This window comes from bacterium (assembly GCA_021108215.1).
Classification (GTDB): Bacteria; Oederibacteriota; JAAXVQ01; order JAAXVQ01; family JAUVAV01; genus JAIORK01.
In genome coordinates, this window is record JAIORK010000059.1 from 1 (window position 1) to 18,343 (window position 18,343).

19 protein-coding genes and 1 tRNA gene are annotated in these 18,343 nt (G+C 47.5%); 14 read left to right on the forward strand and 6 right to left on the reverse strand.

The genetic code is table 11. The annotated features are described in order from the left end of the window. Positions 1–70: 70 nt before the first annotated feature. The 11 genes from rpmG (at position 71) to K8S19_13565 (ending at position 7,489) form a co-directional block, all read left to right on the forward strand. Entirely contained in the window at positions 71–220 is a 150-nt protein-coding gene (gene rpmG, locus K8S19_13515) for a 50S ribosomal protein L33 (GenBank protein ID MCD4814696.1), read from the forward strand. A gap of 38 nt (positions 221–258) precedes the next feature. After that, positions 259–335, forward strand: a tRNA-Trp gene (locus K8S19_13520). 29 nt (positions 336–364) lie between these two features. After that, positions 365–550: a preprotein translocase subunit SecE gene (secE, locus tag K8S19_13525; protein MCD4814697.1), complete on the forward strand. Its 186-nt coding sequence runs from the start codon at positions 365–367 to the stop codon at positions 548–550. A gap of 10 nt (positions 551–560) precedes the next feature. Next, positions 561–1,091 carry a transcription termination/antitermination protein NusG gene (gene nusG / locus K8S19_13530; GenBank protein ID MCD4814698.1) on the forward strand — a complete coding sequence of 177 codons (531 nt, stop codon included), beginning with the start codon at positions 561–563 and terminating at the stop codon, positions 1,089–1,091. 11 nt (positions 1,092–1,102) lie between these two features. Continuing rightward, on the forward strand, positions 1,103–1,528 hold the full coding sequence (gene rplK / locus K8S19_13535; protein MCD4814699.1) for a 50S ribosomal protein L11: 426 nt from the start codon (positions 1,103–1,105) through the stop codon (positions 1,526–1,528). A 225-nt stretch (positions 1,529–1,753) separates the two neighbouring features. Then, entirely contained in the window at positions 1,754–2,452 is a 699-nt protein-coding gene (gene rplA / locus K8S19_13540; GenBank protein ID MCD4814700.1) for a 50S ribosomal protein L1, read from the forward strand. A gap of 249 nt (positions 2,453–2,701) precedes the next feature. Next, complete coding sequence (gene rplJ, locus K8S19_13545) at positions 2,702–3,235, forward strand: 50S ribosomal protein L10 (GenBank protein MCD4814701.1); 534 nt, start codon at positions 2,702–2,704, stop codon at positions 3,233–3,235. 53 nt (positions 3,236–3,288) lie between these two features. Beyond that, positions 3,289–3,672 (forward strand): 50S ribosomal protein L7/L12, encoded by a 384-nt coding sequence (gene rplL / locus K8S19_13550; GenBank protein ID MCD4814702.1) that lies wholly within the window; start codon positions 3,289–3,291, stop codon positions 3,670–3,672. A gap of 78 nt (positions 3,673–3,750) precedes the next feature. Next, entirely contained in the window at positions 3,751–5,616 is a 1,866-nt protein-coding gene (gene pabB, locus K8S19_13555; GenBank protein MCD4814703.1) for an aminodeoxychorismate synthase component I, read from the forward strand. 81 nt (positions 5,617–5,697) lie between these two features. Continuing rightward, positions 5,698–6,561 (forward strand): transporter, encoded by an 864-nt coding sequence (locus K8S19_13560; GenBank protein ID MCD4814704.1) that lies wholly within the window; start codon positions 5,698–5,700, stop codon positions 6,559–6,561. A 397-nt stretch (positions 6,562–6,958) separates the two neighbouring features. Further along, positions 6,959–7,489: an NYN domain-containing protein gene (locus K8S19_13565; GenBank protein MCD4814705.1), complete on the forward strand. Its 531-nt coding sequence runs from the start codon at positions 6,959–6,961 to the stop codon at positions 7,487–7,489. A 20-nt stretch (positions 7,490–7,509) separates the two neighbouring features. Here the strand turns inward: K8S19_13565 and K8S19_13570 are convergent, their stop codons facing one another. From K8S19_13570 to K8S19_13585, 4 genes are all read right to left on the reverse strand, one after another. Next, entirely contained in the window at positions 7,510–8,967 is a 1,458-nt protein-coding gene (locus K8S19_13570) for a nicotinate phosphoribosyltransferase (GenBank protein ID MCD4814706.1), read from the reverse strand. Beyond that, complete coding sequence (locus K8S19_13575) at positions 8,958–9,536, reverse strand: nicotinamidase (GenBank protein MCD4814707.1); 579 nt, start codon at positions 9,534–9,536, stop codon at positions 8,958–8,960. The genes K8S19_13570 and K8S19_13575 overlap by 10 nt, the downstream gene beginning before the upstream one ends. Positions 9,537–9,631: 95 nt before the next feature. Further along, positions 9,632–11,062, reverse strand: coding sequence for a T9SS type A sorting domain-containing protein (locus K8S19_13580; protein ID MCD4814708.1), 1,431 nt, complete (start codon positions 11,060–11,062; stop codon positions 9,632–9,634). Between the two features lie 215 nt (positions 11,063–11,277). Then, the gene (locus K8S19_13585) at positions 11,278–12,765 is read right to left on the reverse strand and encodes an FAD-binding oxidoreductase (protein MCD4814709.1); all 1,488 of its coding nucleotides are present in this window, start codon (positions 12,763–12,765) and stop codon (positions 11,278–11,280) included. Between the two features lie 393 nt (positions 12,766–13,158). Here K8S19_13585 and K8S19_13590 point away from each other — a divergent pair, with 393 nt between their 5' ends. Then, complete coding sequence (locus K8S19_13590) at positions 13,159–13,710, forward strand: epoxyqueuosine reductase QueH (protein MCD4814710.1); 552 nt, start codon at positions 13,159–13,161, stop codon at positions 13,708–13,710. Next, complete coding sequence (gene mutM / locus K8S19_13595) at positions 13,703–14,545, forward strand: bifunctional DNA-formamidopyrimidine glycosylase/DNA-(apurinic or apyrimidinic site) lyase (protein ID MCD4814711.1); 843 nt, start codon at positions 13,703–13,705, stop codon at positions 14,543–14,545. The genes K8S19_13590 and mutM overlap by 8 nt, the downstream gene beginning before the upstream one ends. Positions 14,546–14,556: 11 nt before the next feature. On the opposite strand, the gene K8S19_13600 is transcribed toward mutM, so the two are convergent. Together K8S19_13600 and K8S19_13605 are read right to left on the reverse strand one after the other, a co-directional pair. After that, on the reverse strand, positions 14,557–15,096 hold the full coding sequence (locus K8S19_13600; protein MCD4814712.1) for a hypothetical protein: 540 nt from the start codon (positions 15,094–15,096) through the stop codon (positions 14,557–14,559). Positions 15,097–15,232: 136 nt separating this feature from the next. Further along, positions 15,233–16,108 (reverse strand): patatin-like phospholipase family protein, encoded by an 876-nt coding sequence (locus K8S19_13605; protein MCD4814713.1) that lies wholly within the window; start codon positions 16,106–16,108, stop codon positions 15,233–15,235. Positions 16,109–16,235: 127 nt separating this feature from the next. Here K8S19_13605 and ligA point away from each other — a divergent pair, with 127 nt between their 5' ends. Beyond that, a complete protein-coding gene (ligA, locus tag K8S19_13610) occupies positions 16,236–18,257 on the forward strand; it encodes an NAD-dependent DNA ligase LigA (GenBank protein ID MCD4814714.1) in 2,022 nt (673 codons plus the stop codon). Positions 18,258–18,343 lie beyond the last annotated feature (86 nt).

Consider the following 18,343-nt stretch of genomic DNA (forward strand, 5'->3'; position numbering starts at 1 on the left):
TCGTGAAGGCGGTCATACAGTAGGCGCCGGCGTTATCGCCGAGATTGTAGAATAACGGTAGGGATATCGAATGAGAGAAATTACATATTTAAGCTGTGGTGACTGTAAGCGCAAAAATTATGTCACAAAAAAAAATAAACGTTTGCATCCGGAAAAACTTTCCATGAAGAAGTTTTGCCGTTTTTGTGCAAAGCATACAGTGCATAAGGAAACTAAATAATTCGTGGTCATGTTTTGCTGGCCTAGAAAAAACTATGCGGGCCAGTAGCTCTAACGGCTAGAGCACCGGTCTCCAAAACCGGGTGTTGCTGGTTCGAATCCAGCCTGGCCTGCCAGTTAAAATACTCATGCAAGTCGAGGTGTGATGGTGTTTCGGAAATTATTTACATTTATAAGAGAATCGTATGCGGAATTAAAACGTGTAACCTGGCCTTCCCGCAAAGAGGTCCTGGGGTCTACCCTGGTGGTCTTTATTGTGGTAGGCATCATAATGTTATTTATAGCATTATTTGATTTCCTTCTGACCATTTTGGTCCGGATGATTGTATAGGGGTGTCTAAGTGTCGGCCAATTGGTATGTTGTAAACACATATTCGGGGAACGAGAACAAGGTGAAAGCCAACCTGGAGCAGCGGATTAAATCCATGGGCATGGAGGATCGAATTTTTCAGATCCTGATACCTTCGGAGGAGGTTTCTGAAATCCGGGGAGGGAAGAAAAAAATATCAACCAAACGTTTTTTTCCCGGCTATGTTTTGGTACAAATGGAAATTGATGATGATGCCTGGTATGTTGTGCGCAATACGCCCAAAGTCACCGGGTTTGTCGGTTCGGGAAATCATCCCACACCTTTGGAAGAAGATGAGATCAAAGGCATTTTAGGGCAGTTGGAAGGCACCAAGTCCAAACCCAAACCAAAAATTGATTTTGAAGTCGGCGAGAGGATCAAGGTTACTGATGGTCCTTTTACCAATTTTACCGGTGTGGTGGAAGAATTAAATCTGGAACGCGGCAAGCTCAAAGCGATGGTATCGATTTTTGGACGTCAGACACCTGTTGAGTTGGAATTCGTTCAGGTTGAGAAGGATTAAGGAGAAGAACAATGGCAAAGCAAGTCAAATCAATTGTAAAATTGCAGGTCCCGGCTGGAAAAGCCAATCCTGCACCGCCGGTGGGCCCGGCATTGGGTCAGGCTGGTGTAAATATCATGGAATTTTGTAAGGCATTTAATGCACAGACACAGAACCAGGAAGGTATGATTATTCCGGTGGTTATTACGGTTTATCAGGACCGCTCTTTTTCGTTTATCTGTAAGACCCCGCCGGCATCTATTTTGCTCAAACGCGAGGCCGGTTTGGCCAAAGCAAGCCAAACACCGGGCCGGCAGGTGATTGCAACGGTAAAGCGTTCCAGTGTGAAAACAATTGCAGAGACCAAGATGGTTGATCTCAATTCGGCCAGTCTGGAAGCAGCCATGCGGGTTATCGAGGGAACTGCCCGCAGCATGGGTCTTAAAGTCGAGGATTAATTCGTAGGGGTGATTCATATCCGGAAAACGGGCACAAGTGAATCGTCTTTGCATTTTGCGGAGCAAAAACACAAAATTGTTTTGAAAATAGAAAATAGATAGTAGAACGCATTTGAGATTATCTCAATTTTCTATTTTCGATTTTCAAATGCTCTGCATTTTGCGGAGCAAAATGCTAGTGGGAGGGTTTCTTCGGGAAATCCGCCAATACCACGGAGGATGAAAATGCGTAAAGAAAGCAAACGGCATAGTGCCAACAAAAAGCTGGTTGACCGGGAAAAAATTTATTCACTGACAGACGCGGTTGAGGTTTTACAATCGACCGGTAAAACAAAATTTGATGAAACGGTTGACGTTTCGGTTCGCTTGGGGGTTAATCCCAAAAAGGCGGATCAGCAGGTTCGTGGAACCATGGTGTTGCCCAATGGTACCGGTAAAACGAAAAAAATATGCGTGATTACCAAGGGTGAGAATATTAAAATCGCGGAAGAAGCCGGTGCTGATTATGCCGGTTTTGAGGATATTATTGAGAAAATTCAGGGTGGTTGGTTTGATTTCGAGGTGGTGATTGCCACACCGGACGTCATGCGTGATGTGGGTAAATTAGGCAAGACTCTGGGAACCAAAGGCATGATGCCCAATCCCAAAGCCGGGACAGTCACTCAGAATGTTGCTCAGGCGATCAAGGAAATTAAGGCCGGCCGGATCGAGTACCGCGTTAACAATGAAGGCTTGGTAAACTTTGGTGTGGGTAAAATGTCTTTTGGAACGGAGAAGGTTGTGGCCAATGCGAAGTTTGCAGTGGAGACGATTTTAAAAGCCAAACCATCGGGTGCCAAAGGTCAGTATATGAAGGGTGTGGCCATCTCGACCACCATGGGCCCCGGTCTCAAGCTTGAGGTAACTCAGTTTTCAGCGAAATAATCTGTAGGGGCGAGGTGACCTCGCCCCTACTACAATATTTAAAAAGCAGTTCGGTCAAAGACAGTCGGCACCGCAAGGTTTAAATGATTGGTTTGACAATCAGCCCACCGAGATCAGGCGTCTGCCATTACGAGCGGTTAGAATTATCCTTAGGATGATTTTGGTGTTTGTAGTCAGACCCCGGCCCGGTGAGGCTGGGGTCTTTTTTTTGTGGATCGTAACGTTATTGTAGAAAGGCAGGTGAAAAAGATGGCAACAACCAAGGCGAAAAAATCTCAAGTGATGGATGAGATCCGCGAGGTGCTGAAAGAAAAGAAGAATGTTATTCTAACAGAGTATCGCGGATTGAATGTGGAGCAAGTTACCCAGTTACGTAATGTTTTGCGCAAGGCCGGTATGACGTATAAGGTCTTGAAAAATACGCTTTCCCGCAAACTCTTTGAAGAAGCTGGTATTACTGAATTGGCGGACCAATTAGTCGGGCCGGTTGCAGTGAGCTTTCTCAGCGAGGATGTGGCAGCGTCTTCCAAGGCATTGATTGACTATGCAAAGAAAAATGAATTGTTGGTAATCAAAGTCGGTTACGTGGATGGCAAGCTGGTTGATTTAGAAGGGATCAAAGCGATTGCAGCACTGCCTTCGCGGGAAATTCTTCTGGGGATGGTGCTCGCGACCATGCAGGCGCCGGTCAAGGACCTGCTTTCAGTGCTCCAGGGCAATACGCGCAAGCTTATCTATGCTTTAAATGCGATCAAGGAACAAAAAGAAAAAGAAGCTGCTTAATTGCGGTTAAATTAAAATAAAAAATAAATAGTGACCAGAAGGAGATTAGACAAATGGCTTTGACAAAAGATGAAATTATTGATGCAATCGGCGGGATGACAGTACTGGAAGTTTCTGAGATGGTAAAAGCAATGGAAGAGAAGTTTGGTGTTTCGGCGGCTGCGCCGGTGATGATGGGCGGTATGATGCCTGCTGCTGGTGGCGGCGAGGCTGCGGCTGAGGAAAAAACTGCGTTTGATGTCATCCTCAGTGGCGTCGGCGACAAAAAAATCCAGGTGATTAAGGTTGTGCGTGAATTAACCGGTCTGGGTCTCAAGGAAGCCAAGGATTTGGTTGACTCGGCCCCCAAACCAGTTAAAGAGGGTGTCAGCAAGGAAGAGTCTGAAACCCTGAAAGCCAAGCTGGAAGAAGTCGGCGCGATTATCGAAGTAAAATAATTTTTGCATGCTTGAACTTACAAGACCCTGATAACCCATGTTGGTTATTGGGGTCTTGCTGTATCGAGGGGGAGTGTTTTGCCAGGAAAAATAATTCGCGGCAACAATGCTGAACGGCTGAAGCGGTTTTTAAACATACCGGAACCAGGTGTGTTTTTTCAGTTTAATCCGGGCAGGCAGTATTCTCCGCCGGGATTGCTGTTTGGCAATCCGGAGCGTGAGATTGCCTGTTATCGCACCGAAGATGTTGCGCGTTTTTTTGCCCATGTTGAGCAAGCGCTGAAGGCGGGGTATTTTTTGGCCGGGTACCTCACCTATGAAATAGGCTATGCTTTTGAAGCGATTGTATCTCGACCGATGAAAATCAAGAAGCCGCTCGGCTGGTTTGGTGTTTTTAGAAATCCGCTGAAACTATCCCCGGAGGATATTCGGGAACTTTATCAAATCCATCAGCAGCAACAAACCGTGTGGCCGGATTATTGGCTGCAACCACCTTGCTCCGACTTATCATGGCCGGTTTATCAAAAAAAAATGGAGGCCATTCATCGTGCGATTGCCGCCGGCCGTACTTATCAGGTTAATTTAACATTTCCACTCCAATCACGTGTTGCCGGCAATTTAGGGTCGATGTTTATGGAGATGTACCGGCAACAACCGGTCGGCTATGCCGGTTTGATCAGGAACCGGCATCAGACAATTCTTTCGCTGTCTCCGGAACTTTTTTTTGAGCGCTGTCAAGACCGGATGACCGTTCGCCCGATGAAGGGGACGGCCGCCAGATCCAAGCAGCCTCACCGGGATGCGGCGCTGGCCCGGGAATTGTTTCATTCGAGAAAAAACCGGGCGGAAAATCTGATGATTGTGGACCTGTTGCGAAATGATTTGGGACGGGTATGCCGGGAAAAAACCGTGAAAGTAAAACAGTTATTTAAAGTGGAAAAGTATGCGACGCTGTATCAGATGACATCCGAGATTTCAGGACGTCTGCGCCCGGATGTCACCTGGCAGGGTCTTTTCCAGAGCATCTATCCCTCCGGGTCTGTGACCGGCGCACCCAAAATAAGCACCATGCAGATCATTCATGGGTTGGAAAAAAAGCCCCGCGGGGTCTATACCGGCGCCATCGGATATATCACGCCGAAAAAGCGTGCAGTTTTTAATATTCCGATACGCACACTTGCGATTGATCCTTTGGACGGCAAGGCCTGCTTTGGCGTTGGGAGCGGCATTGTAAGTGATTCACAGGCTGATGCAGAATGGCGGGAAAGCCATTTGAAAGCCGGTTTTTTTACCCGGTTGGCAAGAGAGTATCAATTGATAGAAACCCTGCGCTGGGAACCCAAGACAGGGTTGCATGATTTGTCGCTACATATAAAACGTTTAAAGAAATCAGCTGATTTTTTTAAACTGCCTTGTCCCGTCAACCGCATCCGTGCGTCTGTAAAACAGTATGCCCACACCATAGTGTCATCCAAGCCGCATCGGATTCGGATACTGTTAAATGCGTCGGGGCAGGTATCTATTGAAAGGTTCCGGCTGGGAATCCAGGCCGTTTTTAAGCATGCGCGGATTGGGTTTGCCGCTCAAACGATTGATTCCCAAAACAGCTTTCTTTATCATAAGACAACGAACCGGGAATTGTATAATCAGGCGCTTATTGCGGCCCGGAAGAAAGGCCTGGTAGACGTCTTGTTTTGTAATCAGGCGGGGCGGGTAACGGAAGGGACGATTACCAATTGTTTTATTCGCAAAGACGGCACATGGTTTACACCGCCGCTTACGGACGGCTTGCTGCCGGGGATTGAAAGGGGAAAAATACTGAAAGATAAAAAGATGCAGGTGGTGGAGAAAAGTTTGACAAAAGCGGCATTGTTTCAGGCGGATGAAATTTGGTTGTCAAATTCGGTGCGCGGTTTTTTTCCGGTGACCCTTATAAAAAGATAGCTTGATTTGCATTGTGATCAGGGATAAAATAAATACATCTGAGCACGAAAAAAGTAACTTGTATTTCATGGGAGGTGCACGATGATGAAAAAAATGTTAGGAATTGTTTGTGCTGTGTTGGTGGGATTGCCGGTATTGGTTCAGGCAGAACCAATTTCATTTGAACAGGCAGCCAATGTGACTGGATTGACAGGTATCGAAGTGGGTGTGGAGTTTGATTATTCCTATGAAAAAATTGAAGAAGAAGGTATGTCTGCAGTGGAAAATTCGATTATGGATATCCCGGTTTTCATCCGTCTGGGGTTCCCGGTGCTGGAAGCCAAACTGACAATTCCCTACGGGACTGTCCAGAGCAATGTTGAAGCGGTTGGAGATGAAAATTATAGCGGTATGCGCGATCTGGGGATTGGGTTAAAAACCGGACTGCTCGGCCTGCCGCTTTTTAATCTGGCAGCCGGACTCAATTTTACATTACCGACCGGTGACGTGGAAAAATATCTGGGCGAGGGGCTTAATCTCTATCCGTTTTTAGCAGCGGATTTGGACATCATGATTATGAAACTTCATGCCAACTTGGGTTATGAATATCGCGGAGAATATGATAAAGAAAATCTTGTGGGTACAGTTATGGAGCCGGTGAAGGTTAAACCAGGTGACGCCACGCACTGGGCGCTGGGGATTGAAATTCCCACCGGGGATGTTTTTACACTGCATGCGGAATTGAAAGGTACCAGCTATGGTGAGGCAACGAGTGCCGGTGATTTAGTGGAGAATTCCAAGGGAAATACGATGACCTTTTATCCCGGTATCAGTCTTAAACAGGGTATTTTTAAGGCCAAGATCGGTTATGGTATTCCTTTGGAAGATGAGAATGACCGCCCCTTGTATGCTGAACGCAGCGACTGGCGGCTTCTGGGCAGTGCCAGCTTGATTTTTGCTTTCTAAATAGTTGCAGGAAATGGTTGGAGCCGGAATTTTTCTTAGGAAAAGTTCCGGCTTTTTTTAACTTATAAACTAATAGGACGTATTCGTCATGACGGAATCAAAAAAATAGGTTGTTCGGGTATTTGGAAGACCGTTTTGGTTTGGAAATGGAATTGCTGTTTTGTGTGACAAGTATTTCCGGTAAGTATTGATTTTATGAATACGAGATACGATATCAAGGAAGAAGCAACAGTATTTGCCAAGCAGCATTTATAGAAGATTATCCGTCTTTTCGTTTTCGTATGAATAAAATAAATACTTACCGGGAATACTTATGTTTTGGTACTTGGGAAATCATATTCATTTTAGTTAGCATAATTTGGATAGTAGTGATGAAGCATGAAAAAAGGATTATTTTATGGCCAAACATGTGATTGTGGATGGATTTAATATTATTCGGCGTGATAATGAATTATCGCGTATTGAACAAATTAATTTTTTAGGGGCACAGGATACGCTTGTTCAAAAAATGGCAGCGTATCGGAGGGGTACTTCCAATAAGGTGACCATTGTTTATGATGGTGCCAACAGCGAGAATTCTTTTCGACAAAATTCTCAAAAAAACGGTATTAATGTTATTTATTCCGCCCAGGGGGAGACGGCCGATGATGTGATTGTTGATATGGTGGCGCGTGATGCGCATCAGCGATCACGGTATCTGGTGGTCACGGCTGACCGTGATTTAGGGTCTGCCTGCCGCCGGCACGGTGTGGTGGTGCTGCCGCCGGAGGAGTTGCTCCGGAAAAGCCAGGCGGGAGAGCCGCCTCTGAGAAATCCCGACACCTGGCACGGCAAGCGTGAAGAACAAGGTTGGGTGGGACATACGAAGAAAAAAGGCAACCCCCGCAAAGCACCAAAAAATAAACGTAAAACCAAGGGTTTGTGGTAAGTACCGCAAAGAAATATTATTTATTCGTACACCTTGTGTAAGGCAGCTTGTTTGATTTTTGTGAGTTCTTCTGAAAGTCCAATCCAGTAAATTTCAGGATTCCGCAGGCGCAAATATTCTTCCGGGAATTCAGTTAGACATTGTTGAGAGTAATTTCTAATTTCGGTTAGACTGGGTGCAGGTGCTGTTCGCCGGTTGTTTTGGAAAACCGGTTGCAGCAAATCTTCGGTGCGTGCGATGTTTTCCAGCTTTTTTTTCTGGTGAAGATATTGCCGGTCCATGGCTGTGATGACGGGACCTTTGGGCAGGGGTTCGTGCGCGGTTACTAAAATGTCACCCAAGGGTTGGTTTTCAGCGTTGTAACAACGAATCGTACGTTTGATACCCGGATCGGTGGCTTTTTCAGGGTTTCCGGAAATTTTGATACGCGGAATCCAGGCGTCTTCTTTTTGAATGGCCACAAGTTTATAGACGCCGTCCAGTGCGGGATGGTCTTTGGAAGTAATCAGGTGTGTACCAACCGCCCAGGTATTGATTTTTGCACCCTGGCGTTTTAAATCCGCAATTAAATCTTCATCCAGATCATTGGTCCCTACGATTTTTACAGTTGGCATCCCGGCTTGGTTAAATTGTTTAAATGCGGCTTTGGAAAGCTTGGCCAGGTCCCCGGAGTCGATACGGATGGCAGGTTCGAGTTCAGGGCGGCTTTTAAAAGTTTCAATCGCATTGGGAACCCCGCTTTTTAGCGTGTCGTAGGTATCCACCAACAGGACGCATCGTTTTGGAAAAGCATCGGCAAATGCTTCAAAAGCTTTTTTTTCACTGGGAAAACTCATGACCCAGGAATGGGCATGGGTCCCGAGTACGGGGATATTAAAAGTTTTTCCTGCCAAGACGTTGCTGGTACCGATCGCACCTCCGATATAAGCTCCCCGGCTGCCAATCAGACTGCCATCCGGTCCTTGTGCGCGCCGCAATCCGAATTCTAAAACCGGTTCTCCCTGCGCGGCCTGACAAATACGCGCAGTTTTGGTTGCAATCAAGGATTGGTAATTAAGTGCGTTTAAAAGAAATGATTCAACGAGTTGGAGATGCGGCAAAGGTCCTTGGAGACGGATGATGGGTTCGTGCGGGAATACGGGTGTGCCTTCACGGACAGCCCAGACATCAATGGCAGGTTTGAAATCCTGAAGATAGTCCAATGTCGCTTGATTGAATAGATTTAATCCGGCCAGGTAATCCAGGTCACTGGGTGAGAACACCAGTGATTCCAGATAATCGATAAATTGTTCCAATCCGGCAGTAATCACAAAACCATTGTTGGGCGGCAGGGTCCGGAAAAAATATTCAAAAATTACCTGCTGATTGGCCAAACCATTCCGGAGATAGCCTGAAAGCATGGTTAATTCATAGAAATCCGTGAGCAATGCCATGTCCTGACGCTTGATCCAGGGAGTGAGGGGTGTTTTTAGGAACATAGGATATCTCCTGAAAGAACTAACTGTATTCCTGACTGCACCAAGACGGTGAGAGCGGTTTCGACAGAACCCGGCGGCTGGTCGACGCCTTTGATCGCATTTTGTATAAGCACGGTTTCAAATCCATTGGCGTGAGCATCTAAGGCGGTTGCTTTGACGCAATAGTCAGTCGCGACCCCTGTGATGAAAACGCGCTGGATATCTCTTTGTTTGAGCCATGAGTTAAGCTCGGTTTGTTCAAATCCGGAGTATGCGTCTCGTTTGGCGTCCATCGCTTTACTGACAATCAGTGATGCCTTATGCTGGTGCAAGTCGGCATGGAAGTCGGCACCGGGTGTATTTTGCACACAATGCACCGGCCAGGAGCCATCAGAAAACGTGGGGTTGCTGGAAAAGCTGACATGATCAGGCGGATGCCAGTCGCGGGTTAGAATACGCCAAGGGAAATAATCGAGCATGCGGTTGATCACAGGTACAATGCGGTTGCCTTCCGGTACTGTCAAAGAACCGCCGGGCATAAAATCATTTTGCATATCAACTACAATCAGGGCGTCTTGTTTTCCAGGCATGAGCGGCACGGCGTAATCCTCCTGGGCGGGCATGCAGCTATTGTGAGCGAGCCAAAACCGGTTGTCAAGCCTGGAAGCACAAAGTTTGGGGACCACTATTTTTTTATGATAACAAGTTTTTTGGGACCGATTTTTCGTGTCTGCGTTTCGTTCGTTAACTGGAGCGTGTAAAAATAAATACCGGGTGCAACATCCGCAATATTCCAGTGCGTTCGGGAAAAGCCGGCGGTGTTTTTTTCATCTAAGAGGGTCATGCATTTTTCTCCCACCACATTAAAAATTTCGATTTGGACCTGCGTCCGGGACGACGCAGCATAATAAAACCAGCAGTCGTTTCCTGAGGCGGGAGACGGATAGCTTAAAACATCATCCCGGGAAATTTCAAAATCTACCGGTGTGGCGGTCATTGTTTGGGAGGTGGTGGGTGTTGCGGTGATGGTAGGCGTGATGGTAGGTGTTGCTGTGACGGTAGGCGTGATGGTATAGGTAGGCGTGATGGTATGGGTGGATGTGATGGTGCGGGTGGGCGAGGCGGTGCGGGTGGGCGAGGCAGTAGGGGTGGGTGTGGCAGTGCGGGTGGGTGTGGCAGTGCGCGTGGCGGTGGGAGTGTGTGTAGGGGTGGGTGTGGCGGTAAAAGTGGCAGTGGGGGCCAGAATTGTGTAAGGAGGACTTGTTCCGGCCGGTTGGACCGAGGTGTCCACGGTCAAGGTATAATCGCCTGCTGACGTGGGATTGGTAACAATCGTGTTGGGGAGGCTGATTGTAATGTTTGCGGTTGATCCTGAAATGTTTTGTGCAGGAATAATCGTAACGCTTCGGGCAGCGGTGCTGCCATTGGCGGATACTGCCGTAGTGCCTTCGATTGTAACCCCGGAAAGTGACCCATTGGTGATTGCGGTATCTGCCGGGAACGTGACAATAATGGAACTGGTGCCGCCTATTAGTGCGCCGTCTGAAGCGGTTGAAAAATCAATATTATATTGAGCTGCCGCACCGGTTAAAGGGGAACTGATTGCAACATTGGTGACGTTGACAGAAGTGCTGGAAGTGGTGATAACATAGATGGGGCTGGTGCCGACAGGCTGTTGGGATGTTTGAACAGTGAGTGTATAGTTATTAGCAATACTTGGATTGGTTAGGCTGGTGGACGGGATCACAATACTTATACCGGCCGTGTCGCCGGCCAAATCCTGAGCAGGGGCGATGTCAATTTGCCGGGTGGATGACCATCCCACTGCGTTGAGGGCGGTTATGCCATCTACCAGGATAGGGGAGAGGGTCCCGTCGGGAACAGATGTGCCGACCGGGAAGACAATTGAAAAGCCATCGACACCGGCGACAAGACCGCCGTCACTGGCCAGATCGATATTGATCGTATACTGCGCCGGGTTGCCAAGAGTGTTTGGACTGGGTGTTACAAAATTAATGACAACCTGTGTCGTGGAAGCGGCAAGACATATGCCGGTTAATCCCATTGTCAGTAAAAACAGAACAATATTTAGTCTTGCCAAATGGAAAGAAGGCATTATGAAACTCCTTTAGGATGATCTTTTTATTATACCACGCGAACACGATGGGCTGCGCAGCGCCCCAGAAATGATTACCCTTCATGTCGGGGCAGCCTGCCCGGCGAATGCCGGGTGCCGGGTAAGCCTGTGATATTTTTATTAGACCTTTTTAGCGCCAACGACGTTCCCGGTTCTTTTGAAATCAAGATACCTTGTTAAAAATATACCATGAATCATTCTAAATAATCTTCAGGAAAAATATTACCGCGATTTAGGATTTGGGCCGGATCAAATATTTTTTTGATGCGGGCCATTTCCATAAATCCGGTCTCGCCCACCATGAGTTTAAAAAAAGCATGCTTGATTTTTCCAATGCCATGTTCGGCACTCACCGTGCCGGCGTGTGCGACCACAGCCCGGGCAAAGTCCATATAGAGCTGTTTGGCAGTATCAAATTCATCCTGTGTACGCGGGAGAATATTGACGTGCAAATGGCATTCTCCGATGTGGCCGAAGATCAGGTATTCCAACCCTGAGGTATTTAGGGTTTGATAGTAAATATCAAGCATTTCAGGAAATGCATCACAGGGAACAGCCATATCGGTGCCGACTTTACGAAATTTCCTTTGGCGGACAATGGTGTTGACTGTTTCGGGGAGCGCGTGCCGAAATTCACGCAAATAATTTCTATCGGCCTTTGATTCTGCAATCCAAATCATTTTTTCGGGGATTTGGTTTTTTTCAAAAAAATTGTTCCAGTGTGTCAAAGTTGCGTCTTCCTGACCGGCTGCGTATTCCTGGTCAATCATCAGGACCGCTTCAGCGTTTTTTGGGATATTGGAAAAACTATCGCGGATGAGATCCAGCGCATTTTTATCCATGAATTCGAGGGCAGCGGGGGTGATTCCTGAAATAGGCTGCCGGCCCTTGGCGGCACTCCGGATGATTGTAGCACACGCGGCTGCGTCCGGTATGGATGTGAAAAATATGGCCATGGCAAAGATGCCGGCAGGCTCGGGCAAAAGACGCAGGGTTATTTTGGTGATCACAGCCAAGGTGCCGTCCATGCCGATGAGGAGATCAAGCGGGTCCATATTGGGGGCGGAAAAATAACCGGCTGCATTTTTTTCTACACCCAACCCGGGAAGGTCCGGGCGTGAGCATTCCAAGTATTTTCCTGATTCCAAAGGGAACTGTAAAAGATTCCCCTGTGAGATGTGTTGCCCGCGTTGGAGTTTAAGCGTTTCTCCAGTTGTCAGCACCGCCTCTATGCCCACGACATGCTGCCGGGTGGTGCCGTATTTAAAACACTGGCCGCCACTGGCATTGGTGGCCACATTGCCTCCCAGGGTACCGGTTCGCTCAGTGGGATCCGGGCCATAAATAAGACCGGCAGCGCCGACCGCAGCTTTGAGGGTATCAAGCCGCACGGCCGGTTCAACAGTGATTTGTTTGCCTTCCGGTCGGGTGACAATCTTATCCATTTGATTGAGCCGTTCTAAAGAGAGAATCGTTCCGCCGCAGGGAATACATCCGGCAGCCACACCGGTTCTACCTCCGGCAATGGTGATGGGATTTTTTTTTTCCGCAGCTGCTTTTAGAAAATCCGCAATTTCATTGGCGTTTTCCGGAATCACCAGACGATCAGCGGTTCCCTGCGTAAACCCGGAAGCATCTTCCAGATAACCGGCAATAATGGATGGATCGGTTTTGATGAGCATAAGCACATCCTTGAGGAAAATATTTACCGGAAGTATTTTGTTTTTTGTACAATAGTCTATTTAAATCATTTCGGAGTATTTTTTAGCATTGGAAAACGATAATTCTCCGGAAATGTATACGGTGTGCTGCTTGAAATATGGTTTGTTAGCGAACAAAATTATCTTTTCCAATGCTAAAAAATACTCCGAAATGATTTAAAAACCCGGGCAGGGTTGCGCCAGCGTCTCAAAGCTTAATACTTTTTCCGGTCGGGGCTACCGCAGGTCCCGTATGTTGCTAACATCCTAGCATGCGGACCAGGCTGGGAGCAAGCTGGGATTTCTTCCTTGCGGATGGAAGCGATTATCTCTATAATTCTCAAAAAATCGTCATGAGATAGAAGGAAACGGAAAATGAAAAAAGAAAGTGTACTGCTGCATATTTGCTGCGCACCGGATGCCACTGCGGTTTTTGAACAACTCCGGACTACTTATGATGTTGTGGGGTTTTTTCATAATCCTAATATTTATCCTGTTCAGGAATATGCCAAGCGTCTGCAAACGGCGCGCCATGTTGCCGAGGAAATGGGATTTACGCTTTGGGAGGGTACCACGTCTTCTGCTGCCTGGTACAAGCATATTAAGGGGTTGGAACAGGAACCGGAAAAGGGGAAGCGGTGTGAAGCTTGTTTTGATTATAATTTAGACGCAACAGCTTGTTTCGCTGCGCAGCATTCTATTCCGTGGTTTACCACGACACTCTCAATTTCTCCGCATAAACGGTCGGATGTTATTTTTCGCGTTGGCAGGGCGGCGGCGGAAAAACATGGGGTGGGTTTTCTTGAAATAGATTTCAAGAAAAAAGAAGGATTTAAGCGCAGTTTGCAGCTTTCCCGGGAAATGTCCCTCTACCGTCAGCATTATTGCGGATGCGAATTTTCAATACCAGGTGAGAAGGATGCCTGAATTACCTGAAGTTGAAACCGTCCGCCGGGTGCTGCATAAGCATTTGCCGGGACATCAAATCCGTGCGGTTCAAATAGAACGCCCCAAAATGCTGCGCGGGCAATCCAAGACAACCTTTATCCGGTCATTGATAAACCAAAAAATTGTGAAAGTCGAGCGCCGGGCAAAATATCTTATTATCCGGTTGCAAACCGGGAGTCTGCTTATTCATCTGGGGATGAGCGGGCAGGTTTTTACCTCTGGCGGGAAAAAACCAGCTGTTGCCGCCGGTAGTGTACTGCCGGACAAACATACGCATCTGCGGATGAGATTGGATAAAGATTTTTTACTCTATGGCCGCGATCCGCGTATGTTTGGCCGCTATCAGTATCTATCGCCGGAAGCGGAAAAAGATTTTTTTTTCGGAATGGGTCCGGAACCGTTGGGGAAGCATTTTACGCCGGAGTATTTGTTCGGGATATTGAAATTGCGCCGGTCTTCCCTCAAAGCGCTTCTGTTGAACCAGAAAGTGATTGCCGGATTGGGAAATATTTATACGGATGAAGCTCTTTTTCAGGCCCGGTTATCGCCTTTTCTGGCCGGGGAAAATTTAACCCGTGCACAGACGCTGCGTTTGCATACAGCTATCCGGACTATTTTAAAAAAGGCGATTTGTGCGCGCGGCACCAGTATTTCCGATTATCTTGATCCCCGCCACAAGAAGGGGACGTTTCAACAGCAATTGCGGGTTTATGGACAGGAAGGAAATGCCTGCCCTGCTTGCCGGACATTGATCCGTAAGACGGTTTTAGCGCAGCGCGGGACTCATTGGTGTCCGCGCTGTCAGGTTTCCTGAAAATCGGGCAATTAACGGAAGATGACGATTTTTTGAAGGGGCAGAGCCGTCTTTTTTTTATTGATGAAAGTGAGACGATAATAGAAGATACCGGCAGGTAGATCACCAATATGCCAGCTGATTTTTTGTTGGGGCTGCTGTTGGTGCAGCGAAGCAATACGCTCTCCGGAAATTTCATAAATATCAATTCTTACCCGGTGAAAATTAACCGTTTTCCAGTAGAACCAGATGCATTTTTTTTTTGGATCGGGCAGGACACGATAGCTGCGATTTTTAAAATTAAAGGTCGGCGTGGCAATGAAAGTTTTTTTTCGTTTCACCTGTTTGTCAACCGGGTTCCACAAACGGTTATAAGCCCGGTTGTACCATTCGTCGGACTCGGAAAGTGGTGTTTCTAAAAACGGCTGATGGGCGGCAGGCGGTGAATTGGAATCAACAATGTCATTCCTGCCCGGATTGATGACCGGTACAGTGGCGGCATCAATCGGGAACGGGTTATGAGAAAATTGCACGAACAGGATAAAAATAATGCTTGCTGCGCGTATTTTCATGGCCGGTCCGGCTTTCCTGGACAGAGGTGAAAACCGCTGAATACTCCCTCTTTTGTTCCTGTCTATTAGACTCTGAACCAATCGGAAATATTTCAATAATAGTAAGAATTTTTTCTTTTTTCAGAAGAAGAAAAAGCTATTTTTCCAGGGCTTTTTTAAGCGCAGGCAGGATTGCCTGGGTCGCGCTGCGTCCGGCATCAATCAGCGCCTTTTTTTGGGTAAAATCAGTAATTCCGATCGTGCCCACATCAGGGCGGATCATGAAATCAAATTCTTTTTCCCGGAGCTGTACAATTTCATCCCCCATGATATCAATGGATTCCAAAATGACGGTTAAGGCATTGGGCGGGTTGTTGGAAAAATGTTTCCGCGGTTTGGCGATATTGACACCGATAATAATATCCGCACCCATTTCGCGTGCGACATCAGGCGCCAGATTCCCTTTGACACCGCCATCTACCAGCAATTGGTCATGAAAGACAACCGGCGCAAAAACACCGGGAACAGAAATACTGGCACGGATCGCCTCGCGCAGTAATCCCTTGCGAAAGACCTTTTTTTTGCCGGTATTCAGGTCGACCGCCACGATGGCGAGCGGGATTTTCATGTCTTCGAGAAATTGTGTTTGAATATTGGTGTCAACATAAGTTTGGATGGCATCGCCTTTGGCCAAGCCATCCGTAATATTAAATACTTTAAAGTCAAAGATCTCTTTCTTCTCGATTTTAAAAGCCTTCCATTCCACCTGGAAAGAATCGCCGGAGTCTGCGTAAAGGGCCCCGATCAGGCTCCCGACACTGACGCCGACAATCATATCAATGGGAATGCCGGCAGCTTCCAGTTCCCGGATAACCCCCACATGGGCAAAGCCGCGTGCACCGCCGCCGCCCAGGACCAAAGCGATTTTTTGGGGTTGAACCTGTTTGCCCGGTGTATTTGCACAGCCGGCCAGCAGTAAAAGCGGCAGGATGAAAATAATCGTGAGCTGACAGAAGCGTTTACCGGTTTGCATGGAAAACTCCTTGTTTGGGTGAAAAATCAGGGACAATCATTTTTGGTACGTCAAAGCAATAGAAATGATATACAATAGAATCGTCTGATTGACAATAGGAAACCGAAAAATTAGCGGCGGAGGATGCATGCCGGAGAAAAAATCTACAAAAGTGATTAGAGAAAAGGCAACAATGGTGCGCCGTAAGCTCGTCCGGCATAATTATTTATACTATGTGTTGGCGCAGCCGGAAATCAGTGACCAAGCGTATGACTTCATGTATAAGCAATTGCTGGAATTGGAATTACAGTATCCGGACTGTATTGTATTTGATTCGCCGACACAGCGGGTGGGTGGCGAATCCCTGGAAGGTTTTCAAAGCGTACAACATGCGGAAGCGATGCTGTCGCTGGATAATACTTATGCGATTGAGGAATTGGAAGAATGGGTGCGGCGGGTGGAAAAAGCGCTGCCCGGTGAAAAAACGGCGTATTTAGTTGAGTTGAAAATTGACGGGGTGGCCATTGCTCTGCAGTATGAAAACCGGCGGCTGGTGAGGGCGGTGACGCGCGGTGATGGCGAGACCGGTGATGATGTGACCGATAATATTAAAACCATACGCACACTGCCATTACAACTCGATGCAGCCGCTCCGGTAAAGCCTATGACGATTCGGGGGGAAGTATATCTTTCCCGGCAGGCATTTCAAAAAATGAATCTGAAAAAGCAGGAGGCTGGAGAGAAGCTGTTTGCCAATCCGCGCAATGCTGCCGCAGGTTCGCTCAAACTGTTGGATTCCCGTCAGACCACCCAACGTCCGCTCGCAGTATTTTTATACGGGGCAGACGCAAAGACTGCACAGCAATTAAAAACACAAAGCCGGATGTTGCAGGCTTTTGAGACCTGGGGTTTGCCAATTAATTCAAATCGCCAGGTTTGTCAGGATTTGGATGCCATTAAAACATTTCTGGAAGTGTGGGAGAAACAAAGACATGACCTGCACTATGAAATAGACGGTTTGGTCATAAAGGTTGAGGACATTGATCAGCAAAAACGCTTGGGTGCCACATCCAAGAGTCCGCGTTGGGCCATTGCCTACAAATATGCTGCTGAGCAGGCGCAGACGCGAGTGAATCAAATCACAATCCAGGTGGGGCGGACAGGGGTGCTCACGCCAGTCGCGGAATTAGAACCGGTTTTTCTTGCCGGCTCTACTATTGCGCGTGCCACGCTGCACAATGCGGAAGATCTGGAACGCAAGGATGTCCGGGTTGGGGATTGGGTTGTGATTGAAAAGGCCGGAGAGGTGATACCGCGCGTGGTCGAACCTATTAGGGCGAAGCGGGCCGGCAGTTTAAAAAAATTCAAAATGCCCAAAGTGTGTCCGGTCTGTCAAAGTCAAGTGGTTAAACTAGAGGGAGAGGTTGCCTGGCGTTGTGTTAATCCGGCTTGTCCTGCCCAGGTCAAGGGACGGTTACTGCATTTTGCTCAACGTAGTGCCATGGATATTGAAGGACTGGGAGATGCACTGACAGAGCAATTAGTTGACCAAGGGCTGGTCAGGGATTACAGCGATCTGTATACATTACAAACTGAAGCATTGGTTTCTTTGGAACGGATGGCTGAGAAGTCCGTGGAGAATTTGATGCAGGGAATTGAAGCATCGAAATCCAGAACTCTGGGGAGACTTATTTTCGCGTTGGGGATTCCATTGGTAGGGGAACATGCCGGTGAAGTGCTGGCGGGAAAATTCGAGCATCTGGCTGATTTGGGTCAGGCCAAGACAGAAGTGCTGGAAGCGATTCATGAGATTGGGCCCAAGGTTGCCCGGAGTATTCATGATTTTTTTAATCACCCTGAGACCCGGGAGGTCATTGCCAAACTGGAAAAAGCCGGCGTGAACACACACCGTTTGAAAAGAGAGGAAAAAAAAGAGGGGGTTTTTTCAGGCAAGACATTTGTTTTTACCGGAGAGCTGACTCGAATGACGCGTAATCAGGCAGAATCCCAAGTAAAAGTCCGGGGCGGTAAAGCTGCCGGATCGGTCTCGAAAAAAACCGATTATGTGGTGGCCGGGCCGGGTGCCGGGTCTAAATTGGAGAAAGCTAAAAAACTGGGTGTGATGGTTTTAGATGAGATGGGATTTTTAAAAATGATTGATTTTTTGTAAGGGTATAAATAATGTCGGACCTCCAATCAGGCGGAAAGGTTAGAATGGAGTTGAAGCAATCGGGAAACGAGAGGGAGGCCGAGCCC

Bases quoted from the DNA above. Each gene is read 5' to 3' on its own strand.
- rpmG (MCD4814696.1), top strand. From the start codon at position 71: ATGAGAGAAATTACATATTTAAGCTGTGGTGACTGTAAGCGCAAAAAT.
- secE (MCD4814697.1), top strand. From the start codon at position 365: ATGGTGTTTCGGAAATTATTTACATTTATAAGAGAATCGTATGCGGAA.
- rplK (MCD4814699.1), top strand. From the start codon at position 1,103: ATGGCAAAGCAAGTCAAATCAATTGTAAAATTGCAGGTCCCGGCTGGA.
- rplA (MCD4814700.1), top strand. From the start codon at position 1,754: ATGCGTAAAGAAAGCAAACGGCATAGTGCCAACAAAAAGCTGGTTGAC.
- rplJ (MCD4814701.1), top strand. From the start codon at position 2,702: ATGGCAACAACCAAGGCGAAAAAATCTCAAGTGATGGATGAGATCCGC.
- rplL (MCD4814702.1), top strand. From the start codon at position 3,289: ATGGCTTTGACAAAAGATGAAATTATTGATGCAATCGGCGGGATGACA.
- K8S19_13560 (MCD4814704.1), top strand. From the start codon at position 5,698: ATGATGAAAAAAATGTTAGGAATTGTTTGTGCTGTGTTGGTGGGATTG.
- K8S19_13565 (MCD4814705.1), top strand. From the start codon at position 6,959: ATGGCCAAACATGTGATTGTGGATGGATTTAATATTATTCGGCGTGAT.
- K8S19_13570 (MCD4814706.1), bottom strand. From the start codon at position 8,967: ATGTTCCTAAAAACACCCCTCACTCCCTGGATCAAGCGTCAGGACATG.
- K8S19_13575 (MCD4814707.1), bottom strand. From the start codon at position 9,536: ATGCCTGGAAAACAAGACGCCCTGATTGTAGTTGATATGCAAAATGAT.
- K8S19_13580 (MCD4814708.1), bottom strand. From the start codon at position 11,062: ATGCCTTCTTTCCATTTGGCAAGACTAAATATTGTTCTGTTTTTACTG.
- K8S19_13585 (MCD4814709.1), bottom strand. From the start codon at position 12,765: ATGCTCATCAAAACCGATCCATCCATTATTGCCGGTTATCTGGAAGAT.
- K8S19_13590 (MCD4814710.1), top strand. From the start codon at position 13,159: ATGAAAAAAGAAAGTGTACTGCTGCATATTTGCTGCGCACCGGATGCC.
- mutM (MCD4814711.1), top strand. From the start codon at position 13,703: ATGCCTGAATTACCTGAAGTTGAAACCGTCCGCCGGGTGCTGCATAAG.
- K8S19_13600 (MCD4814712.1), bottom strand. From the start codon at position 15,096: ATGAAAATACGCGCAGCAAGCATTATTTTTATCCTGTTCGTGCAATTT.
- K8S19_13605 (MCD4814713.1), bottom strand. From the start codon at position 16,108: ATGCAAACCGGTAAACGCTTCTGTCAGCTCACGATTATTTTCATCCTG.
- ligA (MCD4814714.1), top strand. From the start codon at position 16,236: ATGCCGGAGAAAAAATCTACAAAAGTGATTAGAGAAAAGGCAACAATG.